The following is a 19,222-nucleotide window of genomic DNA, read 5'->3' as shown; positions in this document are numbered from 1 at the left end:
TCCCGGCCAGTTCGTCTCGCCAGCGCCACGGCCGGGGCGCGCCGCCACGGCTCAGCAGCTTGCCAAGCAGTCGGCAGGTGAGGCATGTACCAAGTCAACCAGCTCTCCTGCCGCCATCCGCTTCCGTGTCCCGCTTGTTTACATCTATCTTTGTCCAAGCAAGTTCAAATGAGCCAGATGTGGAGAACCACTCGTGACCGATGCCATAGATGAACGCGCGCGTCAGATACGCTTGCTCCTCATGGATTGTGATGGCGTACTCACCGAAGGCTTCATCTGCCTCCTCCCAGACGGAACGGAGTTCAAAGCCTTCAACTCGCAGGACGGCCACGGTCTCAAGCTTGCTAGGCGGGCCGGTCTGCGGACGGGCGTCATCACCGGTCGGCGCTCAACCGCGCTTGAGCAGCGCGCCCGCGAAACGGGCATCGAATTTCTCTGCCAAGCGGCAAGCGACAAGGTGAGTTATCTAGCCGAGTTACTGGCAACGCATGGCTTGGCCGGCGAGGCCGTCGCCTTCATTGGCGATGATCTGCCGGACGTACCTGTGATGCAGCGGGTCGGGCTGGCCGTCGCGGTTGCCAATGCTGTCCCCGAGGTCAAGCAAGCCGCACACTATGTCACGGAGCGTCCGGGCGGACGCGGCGCCGTTCGGGAGGTTATCGAACTCATTCTGAAAGCTCAGAACAAATGGAACGCCGAGTTTTTGTTTCTTGCCTAGTTGCCTCGCCTGGTTTCCGCGCCGGATTGGAACCGCCTTCCCACGCTGAACGACAGGGATTGTCGCGCGGTAAGCAAACAAAAGCCCGTCCGCGTCTGGTGGATGCGGACGGGACACAAAGCGGTTGCGCGCCCGGTCAGCTTCAGCAGTTAGGCATAAGCTGGACGAGCCTGACGGGCGTTGCGCAGGAAGTCCGATGGCAGCGGCTCCGGGAAACGATGCTTGATGATGCTTCGGAAGCGCAGGTTGGAAATCGTCGCCAATAGCTTACGCTGTGCGTGGGAGCGCGGCGACAACACGCGCTTGTAAATTGACGAGACGGAGTAAAACCGCTCAAAAGCAAGCTGAAGCAGCCGCCGGGTTTCTTCGGCATCGGTGCCTTCCCGCGCCCAGACGACTTCCTCGCCGGTGTAGCGATCCCAGTCGGTATGGAGCAACTTGTCCTTGGTGCGGTTGTAGAGCGCCGTTCCCGGAAAAGGCGTCATAACGGAAAAAATTGCGGTTTCGACATTGCACCGCTTGAGTTCTTCAATCGTCTCCAGGGTGCTCTCGATCGTCTCGTCCTCAAAACCAAAGAGAATGCCGACATCCACGGCAATACCATTCCGATGGAAAAGCCGGATGAGTTCATCGTATTTCTCTGGTCGGTTAAACTTCTTGTTCACCGTCGCCAATTCGTTCGGGTGAATACTTTCAATGCCGAGAAAGGCTCGACGGCAACCAGCCTTGGCCGCCAGCTCAACCAGCTCTGGGCGCTTGAGGGTTTGGGTGTCAAAAAATCCAAACCAGCTCAACTTGCGTTGCGCCAAGGTCTTGAAGAGGTTGGCTGCGGCGTCTGGGTTGACGATGAGATTGTCATCCGCAATCGAGAAAAACTCGGCGCCGTAGGCATCAATTTCACGCAACAGATGCCCCGGATCGCGGTAGCGCATCTTGCCGCCGGCAAACACCGGCACGGTGCAGAAGTCACACTTGTGCGGACAGCCCCGCGACGTCTGAATGCTCATGATCGGCATTTTGAGCGTGGGAATCGGCTTGAAATAGCGCTCCAGTTTGAGCAGATCCCAGCGCGGTACGGGCAACTCGTTCAAGTCCTGTGACTGTCCACCTATGTACACTGGCTTGAGATCGTCATTTTGCACATCATCGAGAATGGTCGGCCAAAGCGCTTCCCCTTCCCCAGAAATCACCGAATCGCAGTGCTGAAGCGCTTCCTCGACCATGAAGCTGACATGAATCCCACCCATGATGACTGGAATCCCCCGCGCCCGGCAGTCGTCCGCAATCTGGTAGCCCCGCTGGACATTCCGGGTGTAAGCCGTAATGGCGACCAAGTCAGTATCATCCGGGATGTGCAACGGCTCGACATTCTCATCCAAGATCGTCACCTTGTGGGGCGCGGGCGTGATAGCCGCCAGTGTTGGCAGGACGATGTTTGGGAAGATCATGAATGGCTTGTGCTGCTGTCCCTTTTCTGGATTGTAGTACCGCGGCAACACCAACTGGATATTCAGGGGACGGTGCCGACCAAGTTTCTTACGGCGCTGAATTTGAACGACAACAGGCATGGCAACAGGGGGTCTCCTTACAGGTGTGCAAAATGTCGAAAACCAAGAGCAACATAGGCTCAAACATCATTAGCAAGCCGCTTGCTTTACGACTGGCGTTGGTGTTTTTCCAAAGAAAAGACGCGGAAGATTTTCCAGGAGATACTTGGGCCGGGTGTAGTACATCGCCGTCATGGCTTTGCGGGTAACTTCAATTTCCCAGGCTTGCAAGTGATCCAATTTGAAGGTCACATGCGAAATGTCGTAATCCTCCCACGACAGATTTGGCAATAACCTTCCAGATTGGATAAATTCACGGCGCATGGTCGTGCCAACGTAAGGCGTCAGGATATTGATCCAAAGCATTTCCGGATTCAGGTCGCACATGTACTTCATGGTCGCTTGAAGTGATTCGCGGGTCTCTTTTGGATGGCCAATGATGATCGAGGCCATTGAGGCAATGCCGTGTTTTTTTAGTAAGCGAATACACTGAGCATTATCGTCGCTTGTCGCAGTTTTGTTATAGTCCTTGAGTGTCTCTGGGTCCATGGACTCAATTCCCATAATGACCCCAATGCAACCGGCCGCGGCCATGATTTCAACGACTTCAGGAAACTTCACGAAGATGTTCGTGACACATTGCGCCGTCCACTTGATTTTGTCGGCCAGTCCGGCATCAATGATGGCTTGGGAAATGGCCATGGCGCGCTTGGGACTGGCATTGAAAATATCATCCGTGAAGAAAAATGTCCGGTAGTTGTACTTATAAAATCCTTCTTCGATTTCCTGCATAATCGAATCAACGGAACGATAACGCCACTTCGCACCATAGTTAGCAGTAACAATGCAGAATGAGCAATCATACGGACAGCCACGCGAACCTGAAATGTTATAAACAGGATCAGCGAATTTGCCTAACCAGGAGCGCGTCTGCTGCCAATAACGCGGAACATCAAGGAGTTCGCGGTTGGGAATTGGCAAACTATCGAGGTTCTTGATGAAGGGCATTGCTGGGTTGCGGATAAACTTGTCGCCATCAAGCCAGGCCACACCCTTAATTGTCGAAGGGTCAACTTTGCCATTGGCTTCAAATTGCTGGACAATTTCCAGCATTTGGTACTCCCCTTCACTCCGCACGACGACATCTACATAGCCTGAGCGGAGTGTAGCTTCATCATCGAACGTTGGGTGAGTTCCGCCCATGACGACATATTTCCCAGCGGCTTTGGCAGCTTTGGCAACCCGCATGCCAACGGTGTACTTCACGGTGTCGCAGGAAATCCCCACAATATCAATATCGTCACTAAAAACCGGCTCTTGCCCAGCATTCATGTCGCACAATTGCACGTCATAGCCCTGTGATTGGATAAACGTGCCAATGTAGAGAATAGCCAACGGCATGCTGATAAAGCTAAACCGTTCAGCTACTTTCTCGATAACCGGTGGATTGACAAATAAGCACTTGGGCTTTTTCATAGCGATGTTTTCTCCTGACGATGCGGCATGAATCAAAACCTGGGTTTATGACCTGGCAAGCGACACATTGCCATTTTTACGACTTACAACGAAGCGCCAGACGGACTGGAGACAAAACGGAAAATTCGAGGACGCACGCGCACCATGAGCACCGTATCCACAACGGCGTGAAAAAACACGACGCTCCAAAAATCCTCAAAGACATAAAATACCAAACACCACGAGAATGAGAGCATTGTCTCTGACCAAAGACGAAACTTTCTAATCTTTCGCGCACGCTCATCCTCACGAAAGTGTGGAGGAAATATCCGCATCCAGAACAGACCATGGATGGCTCCACCGTAGATGAGAAAAGTAAAAAATCCACTTCCGAAAACAATCAGATGAGAAGGAATCCCACTCAAGCCTGCCGCATAGGTGATCCCGCTTCCAACGAATGTACCTAGCTTGAAGACAAGCAAGAATGCCAGGGTTTCGCCAAGACTATTTCCAATGATAAAAATCGGTGTACCGATAACATTGAAAGGCCGTTCTTCGTGAATAGCAACCTGGGCATAAAGCCACTGCGAGAAACCAAGCGTGGCAATCAGTAAACCGATACCCCAGACTGACCCGATTGTTTGCTCAACATTGAATGCAAAGGGCTCCGACAGGCGAAATAACCAGGCAAGCGCAAAGGCCCCTAGCCAGTAGAGTACAATCGCCCCTTCGCGGCTCCAGCTTGGCGTATCGGTATCAGCTCCACCTGGCGCGTAGCGCTCTAGTCTTTCGACGGCTTGCAACACGGGCATAGATAATTTGCCTTTCCGTGATAATGCTTTGGTTTCCTATGAGCCAGATACCCATGGAATATCGCCTGCAATGGTGTAGCCATGGCTCTTTAGCTTGCGACGATTGACAACATACTTGCGCACAAATTGATAGGCATTGATGCAGTAGGTCAAATAGGCGACGAGAGCCACGTAAGCTAATGTCATTTCTTCCCACTTCAGGAAAAATCCAATGACATATAGGGTGTGTGAAATCAAAACAAAGGTCGAAAAGAAATCTTCCCACCAGAATTCTTTGGCGAAAGCATAGTGACCAAAGACATCCTTCTCCCAAAAGGCTCCTGTCACAGCCATCACCCACAGCACGAATACCTTCACCATGACGCTGATGTTAGCAACCCAAAAGCCATTTCCAGTTATGATGAAGTAGATAATGAGTGCCAAGCTAAAAAAGAAAATGACGAACTGCACCGGAGCCAAAAAGGCTTGTACTGGCATCCACTTGCTTTTCTGACGGCGGAGCATTTGCTCCGGGGTGTAGGTCGACACGGCTTCCTCCGCATACGTTGAGTCTGAGTAATTCGGCCCTTAGCCAACGCTGACCGGGGCCATGGTTTTCAGTGGCTTGCCGGATGGCGTCCGCCGCCCTGGCCGGCGCGTGCTGGCCGGTGGCGTTGGCGGCTGGGTCTCTCCCGGCAAGGTGTACTTGGCAAGCGGCGCGTACGTGTACCGCGGCACAAGCAACGCTTCGCGGTGCCCGGCCTTGCGGCGAACGGTGAAAAGTCCTTCCGCAAGCTTCATCTCGACCCGGGTGCGAGCAAACTCCAGTCCACGCGGTCCCAGTCGCCGCTGGAGAAAGGCAATCAGCTTCTTGACCGGGCGCGGCGCGCCTTTCGTGTACGGTTTGCCAAGCTGGGACAAAAAGCCCTTGAGAGCCAGCGTTCGGCTACCGCTTTCGGTTGGCTCGGTGAGTTCCACATCGTCCCGGATGAGATCGAGCAGTCGCCACCCCTTGGCGTTGCGCACGAGCAGCCACTGAATGTCCGGCATGCCGCCGCCCATGTACCCGACGGAGAGATCGGCCAGTGAGTTCGTATAGTTGAAACAAACCCGGCACGAAGGGGCGATGAGGTCAGGCCCGATTTCGTGCATGGGAATCTCAACGAAGTTCAGCTTCTCGACCTCACCGTTGACATGCCGCATCCAGAGCCGAAAATCCGGCATAAACTCCATGTGCACGACTGTATCGGGCGACTTGCTGACCGACTTGAGAAATGTCAGGTAGTTTTCGTGCGTGGTGTTGTCACTGCACAAAATCCCCAGACACCACAGGTCGTCGAAGGGCAAGGTCGGCTCGATGACCCGCAGTGCATGAAACTGGCAGGGCGTACCCACCACCATGACGCGCTTGAGTCCGGCCGCGATAGCGTCATCTATCTTTTCCAGGGTTGGCGACAAGCCAAACTTGTTGCCGCGACAGGCCAGGACGTCTTCTGGCGTCCGCGCCAGCACCGGCATCGGTTTGTTGAGGGTTCCCGGCTCGGTTCCGGTCAGAATGACGCCCTCAACCAGCCCGCGCTCTAGTGCGCGCATGGCGACGGTTGTCACCACGCCCGTCCACTGCGCCCCACCCACCGGCCGCCTTTTTCGGACACGAAAGATCTTTTCGTAGGGGCCGAAATACAGCTCATCCGTATCGGCGCTGCGGGCGTGACCCTGGACGGTTATTTCCAGTTCGTCGTACTTCTGAACCAAAAACGCGCAGGCGTCCTTGACATGCGGCCGCAGGCTGGACGTACAGATGCCGCAATCGCTGCAGATGCGCGAAAACCGTTCGGTGGTCTCGGCTTTCGTGGCTTCCAATTTCATGACGGGCAGTGGGGTTGCCATAAGGTGCTTTCCGAACAGGTATGAAACGCCAAATCCAGGTGCGCTCCCGGCACTGACCGCCACAGCCGGCTCAGCCGTCACAAGCGCACGTGTCTCCCAAGCCTTGGCAGCGGCTATCAACTCAGCGCCAAGCAGGATGGGTCTTCGAGAAGTTCCAAGTCCTCGGCGTTGAAACGCTGGATGTTAATGTTGATGTACTCGCTCCGCAGATGCTCAAACACCTCACGGTCGGTTAACGGCTTGACTTTCAGGGCCTCCGGCTCGGAGAGCAGATAATCGGCGATTTCAAGGTACCGATCCTGGGCAAGGGCAATGCCACCAACCCGTTTCATCTCGAAAATCGAAACCCCGGCCAGCCGGGACCGGCGGATTTCGTCAATCTGGGGAACGTGGCCGACAATCCGCGCCCCGGTGCGGTCACAGAACCGTTCGACGTGATCGGTATCCGGGCAGCGGTTGACAATGAGGCCGGCGATATAGATCGGATAATTTTTGGTCTTGGCCATCACGGCGGCGCAGATGCGATTGGCCGCGAAGAGCGAATCAAAATCATTGGCGGTCACGACACAGGCAAAATCTGAATGGTTGAGCGGAGTGGCAAACCCGCCACAGACCACATCGCCCAACACGTCGAAAATCACCACGTCGTATTCATCCATCAGCTTGTGGTCGCGCAAAAACTTCACGGCTTCGCCGGTGACATAGCCGCCGCATCCCGCGCCGGCCGCCGGGCCACCCGACTCCATCGCGTCCACGCCCATCTTCCCCTTGAAAATCACATCCGCCGGCTCGATTTCCTCATGGTGGTAGTCATATTCCTCAAGGACTTCGACGAGGGTCGGAATCATTCGCTTGGTGATCGTAAAGGTCGAATCGTGCTTGGGATCGCAGCCGACTTGCAGGACGCGCGCGCCACGTTTGGCCATGGCGATAGCGATGTTGGAGGAGGTCGTGGATTTGCCAATGCCGCCTTTACCATAGATTGAAACGATCATGAGTTAGCACCTCACCTGGGGTTGGAATGGTAAAATCAATCGCTAGGGGACGAAGGGCCGCTTCCAACCCTCCATCACAACCGGATCAAGCCGAACGCATCCAGCGCACCTGGACTTGTGTATTGACGCGCACATCAAGCCCGAACGTCTCACATAACCGGCTTCGCTCGCCCTGCGCCGCCGATTCACGGATGTTTTCAATCAATGGGTGCGCAAATTTCCGCAAAATTGACGTGAGGATGACCTCGCGCACATACTGCTCGACTTCCGGCGACATGCCGCCCAAGCGTTCAATCCGCTTGCGATGACGCTCATACTCCGACTGAGCCACTTCTGCCAGATGGGCATTGAGCGCGGCAATGAAGGGTCCGGCCGCCATCATGCGCCACTCGGCCACAAATGCCGCCAGTTCTTCCTCAACCAGGCGGTTGGCACGTTCAGCTTCCTGCTTGCGCTCACGCAGGTTGTTTTCGACCACGGCTTGCAGATCATCCACGTCATAGACAAAGACTTGCTCCAGGTCATTGATGGACGGGTCAACGTTACGTGGCACGGAAATGTCGATAATGAACATCGGCCGGTGCCGCCGCCGCTCCATGGCGGCGGCCACATCGGCAACCCGGACGACGAAGTGCGGGGCGGCCGTCGCAAAGATGAGAATATCGGCTTCCGGCAACCGCTCCCGGAACCGATCAAAAATCACGGCCGACCCATTGAACTTGGTTGCCAACTGCACGGCTTTGTCGAACGACCGGCTGGCCACGATGATGTGACTGGCGCCGGCGCTCATCAGGTGGGTTGCCGCCAGTTCGGCCATCTCTCCGGCGCCGACCAGCATGACCGTTTGCCCTTCGAGGCTGGTAAAGATGCGCCGGGCGAGTTCAACCGCCGCGTAGCTAACCGAAATCGCATTCGCGCCAATTTTTGTCTCGGTCCGAACCCGTTTGGCCACACTGAAGGCCCTGTGCATGAGTTTGTTGAGCAGGGTTCCGGTCTTGTTGAGGGCCTGCGCCGTGGCATAGGCCTCCTTGACTTGGCCGAGAATCTGCGGCTCGCCCAGGATCATCGAGTCGAGGCTCGCGGCCACGCGAAACACATGGCGCACGACATCCTGATCGGTGTAGCAGTACAAATGCTCATCGTAGCCGTCACACTTCTGGTGAATGGCCTTGAGAAACTTCTTGACGCAACTTACCCCCTGCGAACTCTCGTGCGGGGTCACGGCAAGCAGTTCAACCCGATTGCAGGTCGAAAGAATCATCCCCTCAACAATGTCCTGCCCATCCACAAACAGATTGAGCGCTTCCGGTAGGTAGTGCTTGCTGAAAGCAAACCGTTCGCGCACCGCAATCGGCGCGGTATGGTGATTGAGTCCGACGAGTACAAACTTCATAACGGTCAGTCCCAACGGGTTCTGGGTTCGTCAACCGACGAACGGGGATTACGGCCAACAGGTCTTACGAAGCCACGTTTTCCAAGGCGTCTTCCATCTGGGCGTAGGCCTCACGCAACTGTTCCAGCGTCGCCTCATCTGTCTTCCACAAGCCCCGTCCGTTGGCTTCGAGCAACCGGCGCGTCAATTTCGACAGGCTGCTCGGATTGAGGCGCTGAAGTCGGGCGCGCATGGCCTCGTCCAGCACGTAGGTCTGCGCCACGCCGTCATACACCCAATCATCCACGGCGCGACAGGTCGCGCTCCAGCCAAAGGTGTTTGAAACTTGTCGCTCAATCTGACTGACACCGGCGTAGCCGTTTTCCAGCATGGCCTCGTACCACTTCGGATTGAGCAACTTCGTGCGCGATTCGAGCCGGACGGTTTCCTCTAAACTCCGCACCTTGGCTTCGGCGCCGGTGGCATCCGCCAACATGACGGCCGGGGTGGCAGCGTCGCCCCGCAGGTGCTTGACCGCGCTGGTGACGCCGCCCAAGTACTCGTAATAGTGGTCAATATCGGTGATGTTCATCTCGGTCGAGTCCACGTTCTGGAACGCCAGCGTGACCCCACCCAGCACGCGCTCGTAATCGGCCCGCGCCTCGACGAACTGCCCGTTCTGGTCATAGGCAAAGCCTTTGCGCGACAAAAACGTTTGCGCAATTTCGCTATCATTTTCCCAGGTGGCGGAATCCACCAGGTGATTGACGTTGGCGCCGTAGCTCCCGGCGGCATTCGAGAAAATCCGGCGGACGGCATCCTCGAAAGCAACGCCCTGCCCCAGCATTTCCTGAACGTGCGCGCGAACGAAGTTTTGCTCCAGCGGCTCATCCGCCTGGGCAACCAACCGCACGGCGCGGTCAAGCAGCCGCATCTGCTGGGGCAGCACGTCCCGGAAGATGCCGGACAGCGTCAGGACGACATCAATGCGCGGCCGACCGAGTTCCGCCAGCGGAATGAGTTCGACGTTGGCGATGCGCCCCATTTCGTCGGCGGTCGCCCGCGCGCCAAGCAACCACAGGGCCTGCGCCACGCCCACGCCGCCACTTTTCAGGTTGTCCGTTCCCCACAGGACGAGCGCCACACTCCGCGGCAACGTCCCGCCATGCTCCCGCGCATAGCGGTCCAGTAGTTGCCGAACGGCCGCCTGGGCCTCGCGCGCGGCGGCGTAGGTCGGCATGCGATAGGGGTCAATGGCATGCAGGTTGCGGCCGGTGGGCAGGATGCTTGGATCGCGCACGACATCACCTCCAGCGACGGGTTCGATGTAGCGCCCATCCAGCGCCCGCAAAATGGCATCCAGCTCGGCATTGGTGCGGAGCTTTTCGTGGAGATCAAACAAAAACTCGAAGTGCGCATCAAACAGCCCACGTTTGGCGCGACAAAGCTTGCTCAACAAGCTAGCCCCGGCTTTGGCCGAACGCCGCGCGTGCATTTCGGCGATGGCTTCGCCGATGAAGCGCCGGGCCTGGCGTTCGAGTTCGACCGTATGTGAAAAGGCCGCCAGCGCATCGCCGGCGCCAACCACGCCGGGCGGTCTGGTTGTTTCGGCCCAGTGCGCGAGGACAGTCTTGGTCAGGCTGGGCAGGCGGCGCTCGGCGACCGGGAAATCTGCCACGACTTGCAGCATGCCCAACAGTTCTTGCTCATCGAGGCCGTCGTCCATCGTATGCAGCCCGGTCGGAATCAGGCTGTATTCGAGTTCGAGCAGGTCGGTGTAGAGCTTCTGAAAACGCTCGGTCGTCAGCTCTTCATCGCGGAAGTCGTGGTCGAGCAGGTTCAGCCCCTTGGCTTTTTCAACGATGGCCGGCACGTACGCCTCGCGGCGGGTTGGTTCATTGCGGAAACCGTCCATGGTTTCCTTGAGCGTCACGAAGTCTTTGTAGAGACCGGCGGCTTCAATTGGCGGACTCAGATAACTGACGAGGGTGGCGTAGCCGCGCCGTTTGGCAATGAGGCCTTCGGAGGGATTGTTGGCACAGTAGGCATAGATGTTTGGCAGGTCGCCAATCAGTCGGTCGCTCCAGCAGCGGTGGCTCAACCCGACCTGCTTGCCGGGCATGAACTCCGTGGCGCCATGCGTTCCAAAGTGGAGCAAGGCATCCGCGCCCCAAGCGTGGTTGAGATAGGCATAGAAAGCCGTAAAGCCATGGTTTGGCGTGGCGTCCTGCGAAAACAGCAGCCGCATGGGGTCGTCCTCGAAGCCGAAGCTCGGCTGGACGAATACCCCGACGTTTCCAAACACCCGTCCCATGATGGCGAAGTCACCGCCATAGACGTTTTTGTCGCCGGGCGACGGGCCCCACTCGCGTTCAATTTCACGGTAGGTCGTCACCAGTCGCTCGTATTCACGGCGGGGAAGCAAATCGCAGACGTTGGCCGGCTGGCCATACTGGAGGGCGTTGCCCTGCACGATGCTGTCACGGAGTTCATCAACCGTCGCCGGGACATCTTCGATGTGATAGCCCGCTTGCCGCATTTTCCCAAGCAGCCGGTGCAGGCTCGTCCAGACATCGAGGTAAGCCGCCGTGCCGACATTCCCCTGACTGGGCGGGAAGTTGAACAGCACGATGGCGACCCGCCGCTTGGCCGCCGGCCGGCGACGAAGCCGGGCGCGGGCCAGGACTCTTCCAACAAGGCGTTCGACCCGGTCGGGAATGGGTTCGAGCAGCCGCGAGTTACCCGATTTACCGGCAAACACGATTTGGTCGGTTGTGCCGTCCAGTTCCGGGATGGAAACCATCAAGGTTGCCTGGAGGCGGTTGAGGCCCTGGGTATCGGCCAGCCACTCTTCAATGGTCTGAAACTCCAGTGACGGCGCGCAGACATACGGCACATCGAGCTGCTTCAACAGGCGCTCCGCTGCCTGGGCGTCGTTGTAGGCCGGCCCACCCACCAGGGAAAATCCGGTCAGGGACAGCACCGCATCCACCACCGGCCGACCGCGGTCAAGGAAGTATTTTTCCACGGCCGGACGCCCGTCCAGCCCGAAGGCATAGGCTGGGATGACATTGGCTCCCCGCGCTTCGAGCGACTCGATCACCGCTGCGTAGTGGGCGCGATTGCCGGACAACAGGTATGACCGCAGCATCAAGACGCCAATCGTCGGAGCGTTGGCGTGCCAGGGCGTATGGGCGCGGAGTTCCTTGAGCGACTCAACAATCCGCCCTTCGCGTGGGTGAAATAGCCCCACATCTGGGTATTCAACGGGGGCTTTCGGGTTGAACCGACCGCGGTAGGCGTCGGTGTAGCGCGTGAGCAGAAAGAGGAGAAATTGCTCCAGGTTGTCGGCCGAGGCGTTGAGCCAATACTGAATGCTCATCATGTAGGCGTGAATGTCCTGCGCCGTGCCGGGGATGTACTTCATAATCTTCCCGGCGTTTTTGAGCATGGTGAGCATCGTCCGCCCGGGTGGTTGGGCGGCTTTGGGTTCGGCATCCGGGTCGTCAGCCTTTTTGAAGGAATCCTTCACGGCGCGGATCATGCGCAGCGGCGAGTACCACGGCGTTTCTCCTTCGTCTTTCTTGGCCAGGACGAACCGGCCGAGGCGCGTCTCCCGGATGAGCGACGGGGCGCACATCACACAAATGACCGCTTGGTAGCGGGCGGCGTGGCGGTGGAGAAGTTCCCGAATGAGGGCAATCTTTTCGTCGTCGAACTGGTGGACGACAAAGACGAGGTCGGCGTCGGCGGCATCGGCCCGCAGCTTTTCAACCGCTTCGGCGCGGTCAAGTTCTGCCGCGATGTGAAAGGCGACGTGTAAGTCGACGCCGTGCCGTTCACGAACCCGCGTCGCTGCGACAGTCAGGGCGAGGTCAGCTTGCCCATCGAGTGCAATGAAAAGAAACTTCATACCCGAAAACGCTCTTGTGACTCCAAGGGCAGGCCATCGCCAATCGAACTGGCCTGAAGGCAGCCCACGGATGGGACGCACACCTTCCGTTGCTCAAGCGGGGGAGGAAGGTCTGAGGGGAAGTGAGTCTGAAACCAAGCTATAGAACGATTTACGGAGCCGCAAAAAAATTCTTTGCAGTTCATCCGTATTTTGCCGGAATCGGCCGCATCTGAACGGTAATTTAGCCAATTGGTGGCGGTTCGAGCACCCAGCGGCGGCTGACTTCCGGCGACCGCGCCAGCGCGGCCAGCGCCAGAAATCCAACTGTCCAGCGGGCATTGATTTCGAGCAGCAAGCGCCACCCGTGGGCATGTTCGAGGGCATCGCTGCCCCAGGGGCCGCGGTAGCCATCGGCGGCCAACCGAGAGCCGACCTGACGCCCGACCGTCCACAGCGCGGACGGGGGCGGTTCAGACGTCAGTTCGTAGCCCACCAGCGTGCCGGCGCCGTTGGCCACCGGGCGACTGACGCCGAGCAACGCAACGCTTCCGTCAGGGTGAATGAATCCGCACAGGCCGTATTCCCGCGTGGCCGGCTGCCACGGCTCGAACAGCAGGGTATCTCCGTCGGCGAACCGCCGGCGGCACCAGGCAGCCGCCGCTGGGGACAGGGACGGCCCACGTCCTAGTATGCGCTCGCGGGCGGCCACGCCGTAGGGGTGTTTGACAACCCACTTGTCCTGGGCCTGGGGACAAGCCCGCGCCACTTGCGCGGCGAGTTCAGTGTCAGTCGTGACCAGGCGGGCGCGGGTGTCCGCGACCCCCAGCTCGGCTTCGAGCCGGTGGCTGTACACCTTTGAGTTGACCCGCGCCACGACCTCCAGCGCTGGCGGCGACAACCGCGCGCCGGTGCGTTCTCCCACGCGCAACGCCTGTGGCGTCCATCCCCAGGGCGTGAACTCGTAGCCCGACCGGTTGCCGGGGTTTTCCAGCGGGACGAGGACGACACCGGCGCGGGTGGCTTCGGCAGCCAGCGGCGCAAGCCACGCGCTGGGGACGAGCAAGGCGTCTCCGGCGCGCGCAACGTAGCGCAGCACATTGTAGGCGACCATCTGATTGCGGGCGGCAAAGGCGCCGGTCGGGACGTAGCGGCGTCCCTGGACGAAGGCGGCAAGTTCGGCCTCGAAGTCAACGTTGATGTGCCAGAGGCGGGGGTTGCCGGGAATTTCAACCATGGCCGGCTGTCTCTCACGGCGCCGAGGCGCGAGGAAAAGATGTCTGAAGATACCCTTTGAGCGAATCAAGTGGGCCAGCTCGTCCCGATGGAGGACATTGCGATAGGGAAACAACCACACAGCAAGCGCCGGATTCCAGGTCAAGGCAGCGACCTGCTCCTGGGTTGCCAGTTGGGTCGGAAAGGCTTAGGCTCCAGGGCGGCCTATGTCGTTGGGGCGACGCCTGGTGTGGAAGCGAATGAAGCGTTTGACTCAGTGGATATAGCTCTCCTCCTAATCTATGTTGGGCAACGTTGCAAAGTAAGCTCAAAACCTCTCCGCCTATTGGTGTAAAATCAATACAGGTGGCGTAGCATTAGTGAATGATAATAGGTGATAGAGTAAAGCCATGACACTTGACGAGAAAATATACCAATATGCTCGTAAACTCCCCTCCTCCTTACAGGAAGAACTATTCAATTTTGTTCAGTATTTGATTCTGAAAGCCGAGCAGCAAGAAAAGCAGGACTGGGCTTCTTTATCGTTGTCGGCGGCAATGCAAGACATCGAGGAAGAGCAGGATTTGTACAGTGTGTCAGATATAAGGGTTACTTTTACATGAAAAAAGCGGGGCAAGTCGTTCTCTTTCGTTTTCCGCAAACTGACCTTGAATAGAGCAAGTTGCGTCCCGCCCTTTTGTTGGGAAAACTTCCAGGGGAATATGATGACTGGCTGATTTGCATGATTTCTTCGCAAACACGCCAATACATTGCGGGGTTCGACGAGATTGTAAAAGATGGTGATCAAGATTTTGAACCAAGCGGGCTGAAAGTTGCGAGTGTGATTCGGGTCGGGCGTTTAGCCGTTGTTTCTGGGGAAATACTTCTTGGCGCGATCGGTGAAATCTCACCGGAGCGTCTGAAGCGAGTGCAGCAGAATTTGGCAAATTGGTTGTCTCAAAAACAAAACAGCGACTAACCTGCACTCCTCGCGGACGGCTTCGCCGCGCTACACTCGGCTCATCGTAGGTGATGCGCATGGCGTTAAGTGATGAGGGCTACGGGGTATCTAATCGGCTTTGTGGTGGTTGGAACGTTTACCTTTTTCTTCTGGTCTAACCAGCGGACTAACAAGGCCCATTTGCGCTTTACTCGTCGGGATGTTCAGATTGCTCTGGAAGAAGTCCTTTCAGAGGATTCGTGCTGCCATGATGCCTTTGACTTGTTTCTAGGCCATCCGATTGGCGATCCGTTTCTTGAATCGATTAGGCAACGCTGTATTGCATTGGTCACGAATGATCGCCCGGAACCTGGAAGGGACATCAGCCATCAAGCGGCGGATGGAATCGGTGCCCTTCTCAAAGAACTGCAAGAACGCCCCTGACAGGTCGTTTCAGCCGGCACCCCCATCGCTCGCTTTGCAGTTAGCGAGCGGGGCTGAACTAGTGCGTCATGTTGCCAGTTCTGGAAGGCATCTGACGTTTGCGGTAAGGAATCCCTGGCGGGCTGGTCACTGAGGACCCCGAGGCTTCTGGGAATGATGATTGACCCAACATCACAGGGCACTGCCCTGGCCTTGGGATAGGTTTTTGCCGGTGCTGAGGGGTTCCTGGTGGCAGGTGAGTTTAGACGTTAGACGCCCGAAGACACCGTCTTGGTAAAGCGAACAACAAGCCGAAGCCGCACGGCTCGATGCTGCGATTGCCAGGAATCTGGAGGAGCTGGTTTTTTGATCACAGCGTTGATTTATAGAGCCGAGCAGTAGCTAAGATAAACGCAACGTTTATCAAGCGGCGAGATGCATGCCGTGAACAACGCAACTACTAGCAAGGCCAGCCGTGCAGGGCGCTACCTCCACCAGTCCACGGGCTATCGCGCCTTCATTCCGTTGCCGCTTAGGCTGAATCGAAGGTTCGACGAAAGGCGTACGGTATGGATTGACAAGCAAATAATCGCACGCGTGCAAATAACCCGACGCGGCCAGGCGGTGCAGAGATGTACTAAGGCATTCCTACAAAGTGGCTACAGCACCAGACCGCGCACCGTGTGGTCATTCACGAATGAACACCATCAATGCACAGCGCCAGGAAAAGAATGCACGCGTGCATTTATTTGCACGCCCCGTGCATTTCGCGACGTGGCCCGCCAGACAACACGCCGAAACCGCGCGGCTCAATGCGGCGCTTGCCAAGAACTTGGAGGAGTTGGGGGTTGGCTAAAACTATCTCGTTATTAAACTCGTTATTAAACAGAAGCCACCATTTTGCTCAATGGCGCGCGTCAGTATTTAACAAGCAGTGAATAGAGGTAATCTCACGAAGCACGGCTTGACAGGACGCTATCAGACCAGCGTGCGCGGTGGAGAAACCATTCGGGCATTTCTCCCGCATTCCCTGCCGCCCCAACTACCGTTGGAAATGACCGACCAGCACCAGCGCTTGCTGGAGCGCGCGACCTTGGCGCTGAGGCGGCGAATGGCTGCGCGAGGACAAGCGCTGGCAGTACGGCGCGCCGCCGGTGGGCAACGCCAACTTCGCCTGGGTGCAGCACATGGTGCACCACCTGGCACCCGCAGGCGTGGCCGACTTCGTGCTGGCGAACGGCTCGGTGTCATCGAACCGGTCGGGCGAGGGTGAAATCCGCAAAAACCTCGTCGAGGCCGACCTCGTGGACTGCATGGTGGCGCTGCCGGGCCAGCTCTTCTATTCCACCCAAATACCAGCCTGCCTGTGGTTCCTGTCCAGAAACAAATCCGGCGTAGGGGCGGTCGGCCGACCGTCCCTACGCGACCGGCGTGGCGAAATCCTCTTCATTGATGCCCGCAAGATGGGCCGTATGGTGGACCGCACCCACCGCGAACTGACCGATGATGACATCGCCCGCATCGCCAACACGTACCACGCCTGGCGTGGAACCGTCGGGGCAACGCATGCCGTAGGGGCGACCGGCCGGTCGCCCCTACGGGAATACCGCGACATTCCCGGATTCTGCAAATCCGCCACCATTGATGATGTGCGCAAGCACGGCCACGTGCTCACCCCGGGCCGCTACGTCGGCGCCGAAGCCCAAGAAGACGATGGCGAGCCGTTCGAGGAAAAAATGGTCCGCCTGGTGGCGCAACTGCGCGAACAACAAGCCGAAGCCGCACGGCTCAATGCGGCCATTGCTAAAAACCTGAAGGAGCTGGGATACGACTGAAACCCTGACTTATTAAACGAATTTGCCATGTCGTTAAATAGTTGGCGGTGGTATTTAACGAAAGGTGAATAGAGGTCATCTCGTGAAGCGCGGCTTGACTGGACCCTATCAGACTACCGTGACCGGCGGGGAAACCGTTCGGGCGTTCCTCCCGGATCCGCTGCCGCCCCAACCACCACTGGAAATGACCGACCAGCGCCAGCGCTTGCTGGAACGCGCGACTTTGGCGCTGGGCCGGCTCGACAGCGTGACCCTGCTCTTGCCCGACCCCGATTTATTCCTCTACGCCTACGTGCGGCGTGAGGCGGTGCTTTCCTCGCAAATTGAAGGCACGCAATCCACCTTGGATCAATTGGAATGATATTACAAGAGCTAGTTCGTGATTCTATGCAATATGTAATAGAATCAGGTGGTAATATAAAGCGTACTTCTCTAATTGACTTTGAGAAGGCAATGCAGTTACAAAGTGAGATTGTGCAAGTCTTCAGTGACAACGTAGAGAATCAGTTACGGGAGGCGATTTATGCCGTCACAATCAGAAATTATACGAAAAATTCTGCAACAGTTGTTGGAGGGACGGGAAGCGGAGGAGGTAGTGGAGTCGGTGTTGCCGGACGTGGAGGAACATCGTCGGCAGATACGGGAGTTACGGGAGCGAATGTTGCAACCGTTGGAAAAAGACGAAGCCTAACGCTAGATGAGGTTAGGCGGTTTCTGACTTTTGATATACCGATAGACCTGCAATATGACGTTGTATCCTCGGTGTACAACACTGGGTCTTCAGAGGACATTACGAAGATAGGTTTATAGATTTACCGTCAGAGGCACAAAGATTTCTTTTTGAAACAGCTTTGATTGCAAATACTGCTCTTTGAACTGGAGGAGGCGCCGGGCGTTCCGTTAGATGATGTGACGGAAGTGTCCAACTACGTTGCTGCGTTGAACCACGGCATGCAACGGTTGAACGAAAGTTTCCCGCTTTCCAACCGCCTGATCCGTGAGATGCATGCGGTTCTGCTTCAGAACGGACGAGGCAACAAGCCTTATTTCCACAAAGTCGGAGTGGCGCCAATTGATGGCATCTGCTCTACCGACATAGTTGTGTTAGCTCCTCGATCTAAAGAGTGGTTCGGGTTTGTTCTCGGCCAGGTGTCAAGCGTTGCGTTCGTGGAGTACGCAAACGCTGGCTCGACAGGCACGAAGATGCCGCGGACAAGCTGGACAGAGATGGCGCGCTACGAGGTTGTGTTGCCACCGGAGCCAGTAGCGAAAGCGTTCACCGAGCTGGTTCAGCCGCTGGTTGAACGGATAGTTGGCGGCATCCACGAATCCCGCACCCTTGCCGACTTGCGCAACGCATTGCTGCCGAAGCTCATTTCCGGCGAGCTGCGGGTGGAAGATGCGGAGCGATTTTTGCAGGAGCGCGGGCTATGACGGACGATCTGTACGGGCGACCGGCCGGTCGTCCCAACCGACGCAGCATTCGCCTACAGGGGTATGATTACACCCAGCCAGGCGCGTACTTTGTCACCATCGTCGCGCGGGATCGGGTGTGTTTGTTTGGCGAAGTGGTGGGCGGGGAAATGCAGTTGAATGAATACGGTCAAATCGTGTGCGAGGAATGGTTTAAGACCACCGCATTACGCCCATACGTGCGTCTGGACGAAAATGAATTCGTGGTCATGCCCAATCATGTGCATGGGATTATTCGAATTGTGGATGATGTAGGGGCGACCCGTCGGGTCGCCCCTACTACCGACACGATGGATGCAACACCGCCTGGGCCGGAACCAGGATCCATCGGCGCCATCATCGGCCAATTCAAATCCGTTACCGCCAAACGCATCAACACCCGTCGCGGCACCCCAGGATTGCCGGTTTGGCAGCGGAATTATTACGAACACATCATCCGCAATGAGGAGTCCTTGAACCGCATCCGAGAATACATCGGCAGCAACCCCATGCAATGGGAATTGGATCGGGAAAATCCCACGTAGGGCGACACAGGCGTCGCCCCGACAAAAAGACAAACCATGACCCATCTGACTGAATCCACTGTCAGAAAACGTCGCCTTGAACTGACTGAAAACCATTGGCTGGCAGGTGGCCTATGGGCCAGACATATCGCCTGGCGGCGATACCCTCACCC

The 19,222-nt window shown here is 57.1% G+C and carries 19 protein-coding genes; 10 read left to right on the top strand and 9 right to left on the bottom strand.

Annotation, left to right across the window (positions count from 1 at the left end; all coding sequences use genetic code 11):
• The first annotated feature begins 193 nt into the window (after positions 1-193).
• Positions 194-718: a KdsC family phosphatase gene (locus tag J8C06_RS12210; protein ID WP_281423861.1), complete on the top strand. Its 525-nt coding sequence runs from the start codon at positions 194-196 to the stop codon at positions 716-718.
• 149 nt (positions 719-867) lie between these two features.
• Here J8C06_RS12210 and J8C06_RS12205 read toward each other — a convergent pair whose 3' ends face one another.
• The 9 genes from J8C06_RS12205 to J8C06_RS12165 form a co-directional block, all read right to left on the bottom strand.
• A complete protein-coding gene (locus J8C06_RS12205) occupies positions 868-2,286 on the bottom strand; it encodes a B12-binding domain-containing radical SAM protein (protein WP_211430430.1) in 1,419 nt (472 codons plus the stop codon).
• A 69-nt stretch (positions 2,287-2,355) separates the two neighbouring features.
• Entirely contained in the window at positions 2,356-3,741 is a 1,386-nt protein-coding gene (locus J8C06_RS12200) for a B12-binding domain-containing radical SAM protein (RefSeq protein WP_211430429.1), read from the bottom strand.
• An 83-nt stretch (positions 3,742-3,824) separates the two neighbouring features.
• Positions 3,825-4,532, bottom strand: a complete 708-nt coding sequence (locus J8C06_RS12195; protein WP_211430428.1) for a hypothetical protein — start codon at positions 4,530-4,532, stop codon at positions 3,825-3,827.
• 36 nt (positions 4,533-4,568) lie between these two features.
• Positions 4,569-5,060 carry a 2-vinyl bacteriochlorophyllide hydratase gene (gene bchF, locus J8C06_RS12190; protein ID WP_211430427.1) on the bottom strand — a complete coding sequence of 164 codons (492 nt, stop codon included), beginning with the start codon at positions 5,058-5,060 and terminating at the stop codon, positions 4,569-4,571.
• 39 nt (positions 5,061-5,099) lie between these two features.
• The gene (locus J8C06_RS12185) at positions 5,100-6,401 is read right to left on the bottom strand and encodes a Coenzyme F420 hydrogenase/dehydrogenase, beta subunit C-terminal domain (protein WP_211430426.1); all 1,302 of its coding nucleotides are present in this window, start codon (positions 6,399-6,401) and stop codon (positions 5,100-5,102) included.
• A gap of 116 nt (positions 6,402-6,517) precedes the next feature.
• Entirely contained in the window at positions 6,518-7,396 is an 879-nt protein-coding gene (gene bchL, locus J8C06_RS12180; RefSeq protein WP_211430425.1) for a ferredoxin:protochlorophyllide reductase (ATP-dependent) iron-sulfur ATP-binding protein, read from the bottom strand.
• A gap of 85 nt (positions 7,397-7,481) precedes the next feature.
• A complete protein-coding gene (hemA, locus tag J8C06_RS12175; RefSeq protein WP_211430424.1) occupies positions 7,482-8,789 on the bottom strand; it encodes a glutamyl-tRNA reductase in 1,308 nt (435 codons plus the stop codon).
• Between the two features lie 64 nt (positions 8,790-8,853).
• On the bottom strand, positions 8,854-12,681 hold the full coding sequence (locus J8C06_RS12170) for a magnesium chelatase subunit H (RefSeq protein ID WP_211430423.1): 3,828 nt from the start codon (positions 12,679-12,681) through the stop codon (positions 8,854-8,856).
• Positions 12,682-12,904: 223 nt separating this feature from the next.
• Positions 12,905-13,897 (bottom strand): hypothetical protein, encoded by a 993-nt coding sequence (locus J8C06_RS12165; RefSeq protein ID WP_211430422.1) that lies wholly within the window; start codon positions 13,895-13,897, stop codon positions 12,905-12,907.
• Positions 13,898-14,285: 388 nt separating this feature from the next.
• Here J8C06_RS12165 and J8C06_RS12160 point away from each other — a divergent pair, with 388 nt between their 5' ends.
• The 9 genes from J8C06_RS12160 (at position 14,286) to J8C06_RS12115 (ending at position 19,070) form a co-directional block, all read left to right on the top strand.
• Positions 14,286-14,498 carry a hypothetical protein gene (locus J8C06_RS12160; RefSeq protein WP_211430421.1) on the top strand — a complete coding sequence of 71 codons (213 nt, stop codon included), beginning with the start codon at positions 14,286-14,288 and terminating at the stop codon, positions 14,496-14,498.
• Between the two features lie 59 nt (positions 14,499-14,557).
• Positions 14,558-14,854: a type II toxin-antitoxin system PemK/MazF family toxin gene (locus J8C06_RS12155; RefSeq protein ID WP_343216899.1), complete on the top strand. Its 297-nt coding sequence runs from the start codon at positions 14,558-14,560 to the stop codon at positions 14,852-14,854.
• A 72-nt stretch (positions 14,855-14,926) separates the two neighbouring features.
• Positions 14,927-15,259 (top strand): hypothetical protein, encoded by a 333-nt coding sequence (locus J8C06_RS12150; RefSeq protein ID WP_211430420.1) that lies wholly within the window; start codon positions 14,927-14,929, stop codon positions 15,257-15,259.
• Between the two features lie 676 nt (positions 15,260-15,935).
• Positions 15,936-16,094 carry a hypothetical protein gene (locus tag J8C06_RS12145; RefSeq protein WP_211430419.1) on the top strand — a complete coding sequence of 53 codons (159 nt, stop codon included), beginning with the start codon at positions 15,936-15,938 and terminating at the stop codon, positions 16,092-16,094.
• Positions 16,095-16,353: 259 nt separating this feature from the next.
• The gene (locus J8C06_RS12140; RefSeq protein WP_455423736.1) at positions 16,354-17,073 is read left to right on the top strand and encodes an N-6 DNA methylase; all 720 of its coding nucleotides are present in this window, start codon (positions 16,354-16,356) and stop codon (positions 17,071-17,073) included.
• Between the two features lie 82 nt (positions 17,074-17,155).
• Positions 17,156-17,434: a Fic/DOC family N-terminal domain-containing protein gene (locus tag J8C06_RS12135; RefSeq protein ID WP_211430418.1), complete on the top strand. Its 279-nt coding sequence runs from the start codon at positions 17,156-17,158 to the stop codon at positions 17,432-17,434.
• A 162-nt stretch (positions 17,435-17,596) separates the two neighbouring features.
• Positions 17,597-17,764, top strand: coding sequence for a hypothetical protein (locus tag J8C06_RS12130; protein WP_211430417.1), 168 nt, complete (start codon positions 17,597-17,599; stop codon positions 17,762-17,764).
• Between the two features lie 164 nt (positions 17,765-17,928).
• The gene (locus tag J8C06_RS15530) at positions 17,929-18,507 is read left to right on the top strand and encodes a restriction endonuclease subunit S (RefSeq protein WP_455423732.1); all 579 of its coding nucleotides are present in this window, start codon (positions 17,929-17,931) and stop codon (positions 18,505-18,507) included.
• Positions 18,504-19,070: a transposase gene (locus tag J8C06_RS12115; RefSeq protein ID WP_211430416.1), complete on the top strand. Its 567-nt coding sequence runs from the start codon at positions 18,504-18,506 to the stop codon at positions 19,068-19,070. The genes J8C06_RS15530 and J8C06_RS12115 overlap by 4 nt, the downstream gene beginning before the upstream one ends.
• Positions 19,071-19,222: the final 152 nt, after the last annotated feature.

The organism is Chloracidobacterium validum (assembly GCF_018304825.1).
GTDB lineage: Bacteria > Acidobacteriota > Blastocatellia > Chloracidobacteriales > Chloracidobacteriaceae > Chloracidobacterium > Chloracidobacterium validum.
The sequence above is the reverse complement of the archived record's forward strand: the minus strand, read 5'-3'. Positions and strand labels throughout refer to the sequence as shown.

Bases quoted from the DNA above. Each gene is read 5' to 3' on its own strand.
- J8C06_RS12205 (WP_211430430.1), bottom strand. From the start codon at position 2,286: ATGCCTGTTGTCGTTCAAATTCAGCGCCGTAAGAAACTTGGTCGGCAC.
- J8C06_RS12200 (WP_211430429.1), bottom strand. From the start codon at position 3,741: ATGAAAAAGCCCAAGTGCTTATTTGTCAATCCACCGGTTATCGAGAAA.
- J8C06_RS12195 (WP_211430428.1), bottom strand. From the start codon at position 4,532: ATGCCCGTGTTGCAAGCCGTCGAAAGACTAGAGCGCTACGCGCCAGGT.
- J8C06_RS12185 (WP_211430426.1), bottom strand. From the start codon at position 6,401: ATGGCAACCCCACTGCCCGTCATGAAATTGGAAGCCACGAAAGCCGAG.
- bchL (WP_211430425.1), bottom strand. From the start codon at position 7,396: ATGATCGTTTCAATCTATGGTAAAGGCGGCATTGGCAAATCCACGACC.
- hemA (WP_211430424.1), bottom strand. From the start codon at position 8,789: ATGAAGTTTGTACTCGTCGGACTCAATCACCATACCGCGCCGATTGCG.
- J8C06_RS12170 (WP_211430423.1), bottom strand. From the start codon at position 12,681: ATGAAGTTTCTTTTCATTGCACTCGATGGGCAAGCTGACCTCGCCCTG.
- J8C06_RS12165 (WP_211430422.1), bottom strand. From the start codon at position 13,897: ATGGTTGAAATTCCCGGCAACCCCCGCCTCTGGCACATCAACGTTGAC.
- J8C06_RS12160 (WP_211430421.1), top strand. From the start codon at position 14,286: ATGACACTTGACGAGAAAATATACCAATATGCTCGTAAACTCCCCTCC.
- J8C06_RS12150 (WP_211430420.1), top strand. From the start codon at position 14,927: ATGAGGGCTACGGGGTATCTAATCGGCTTTGTGGTGGTTGGAACGTTT.
- J8C06_RS12145 (WP_211430419.1), top strand. From the start codon at position 15,936: ATGAACACCATCAATGCACAGCGCCAGGAAAAGAATGCACGCGTGCAT.
- J8C06_RS12130 (WP_211430417.1), top strand. From the start codon at position 17,597: ATGCCGTCACAATCAGAAATTATACGAAAAATTCTGCAACAGTTGTTG.
- J8C06_RS12115 (WP_211430416.1), top strand. From the start codon at position 18,504: ATGACGGACGATCTGTACGGGCGACCGGCCGGTCGTCCCAACCGACGC.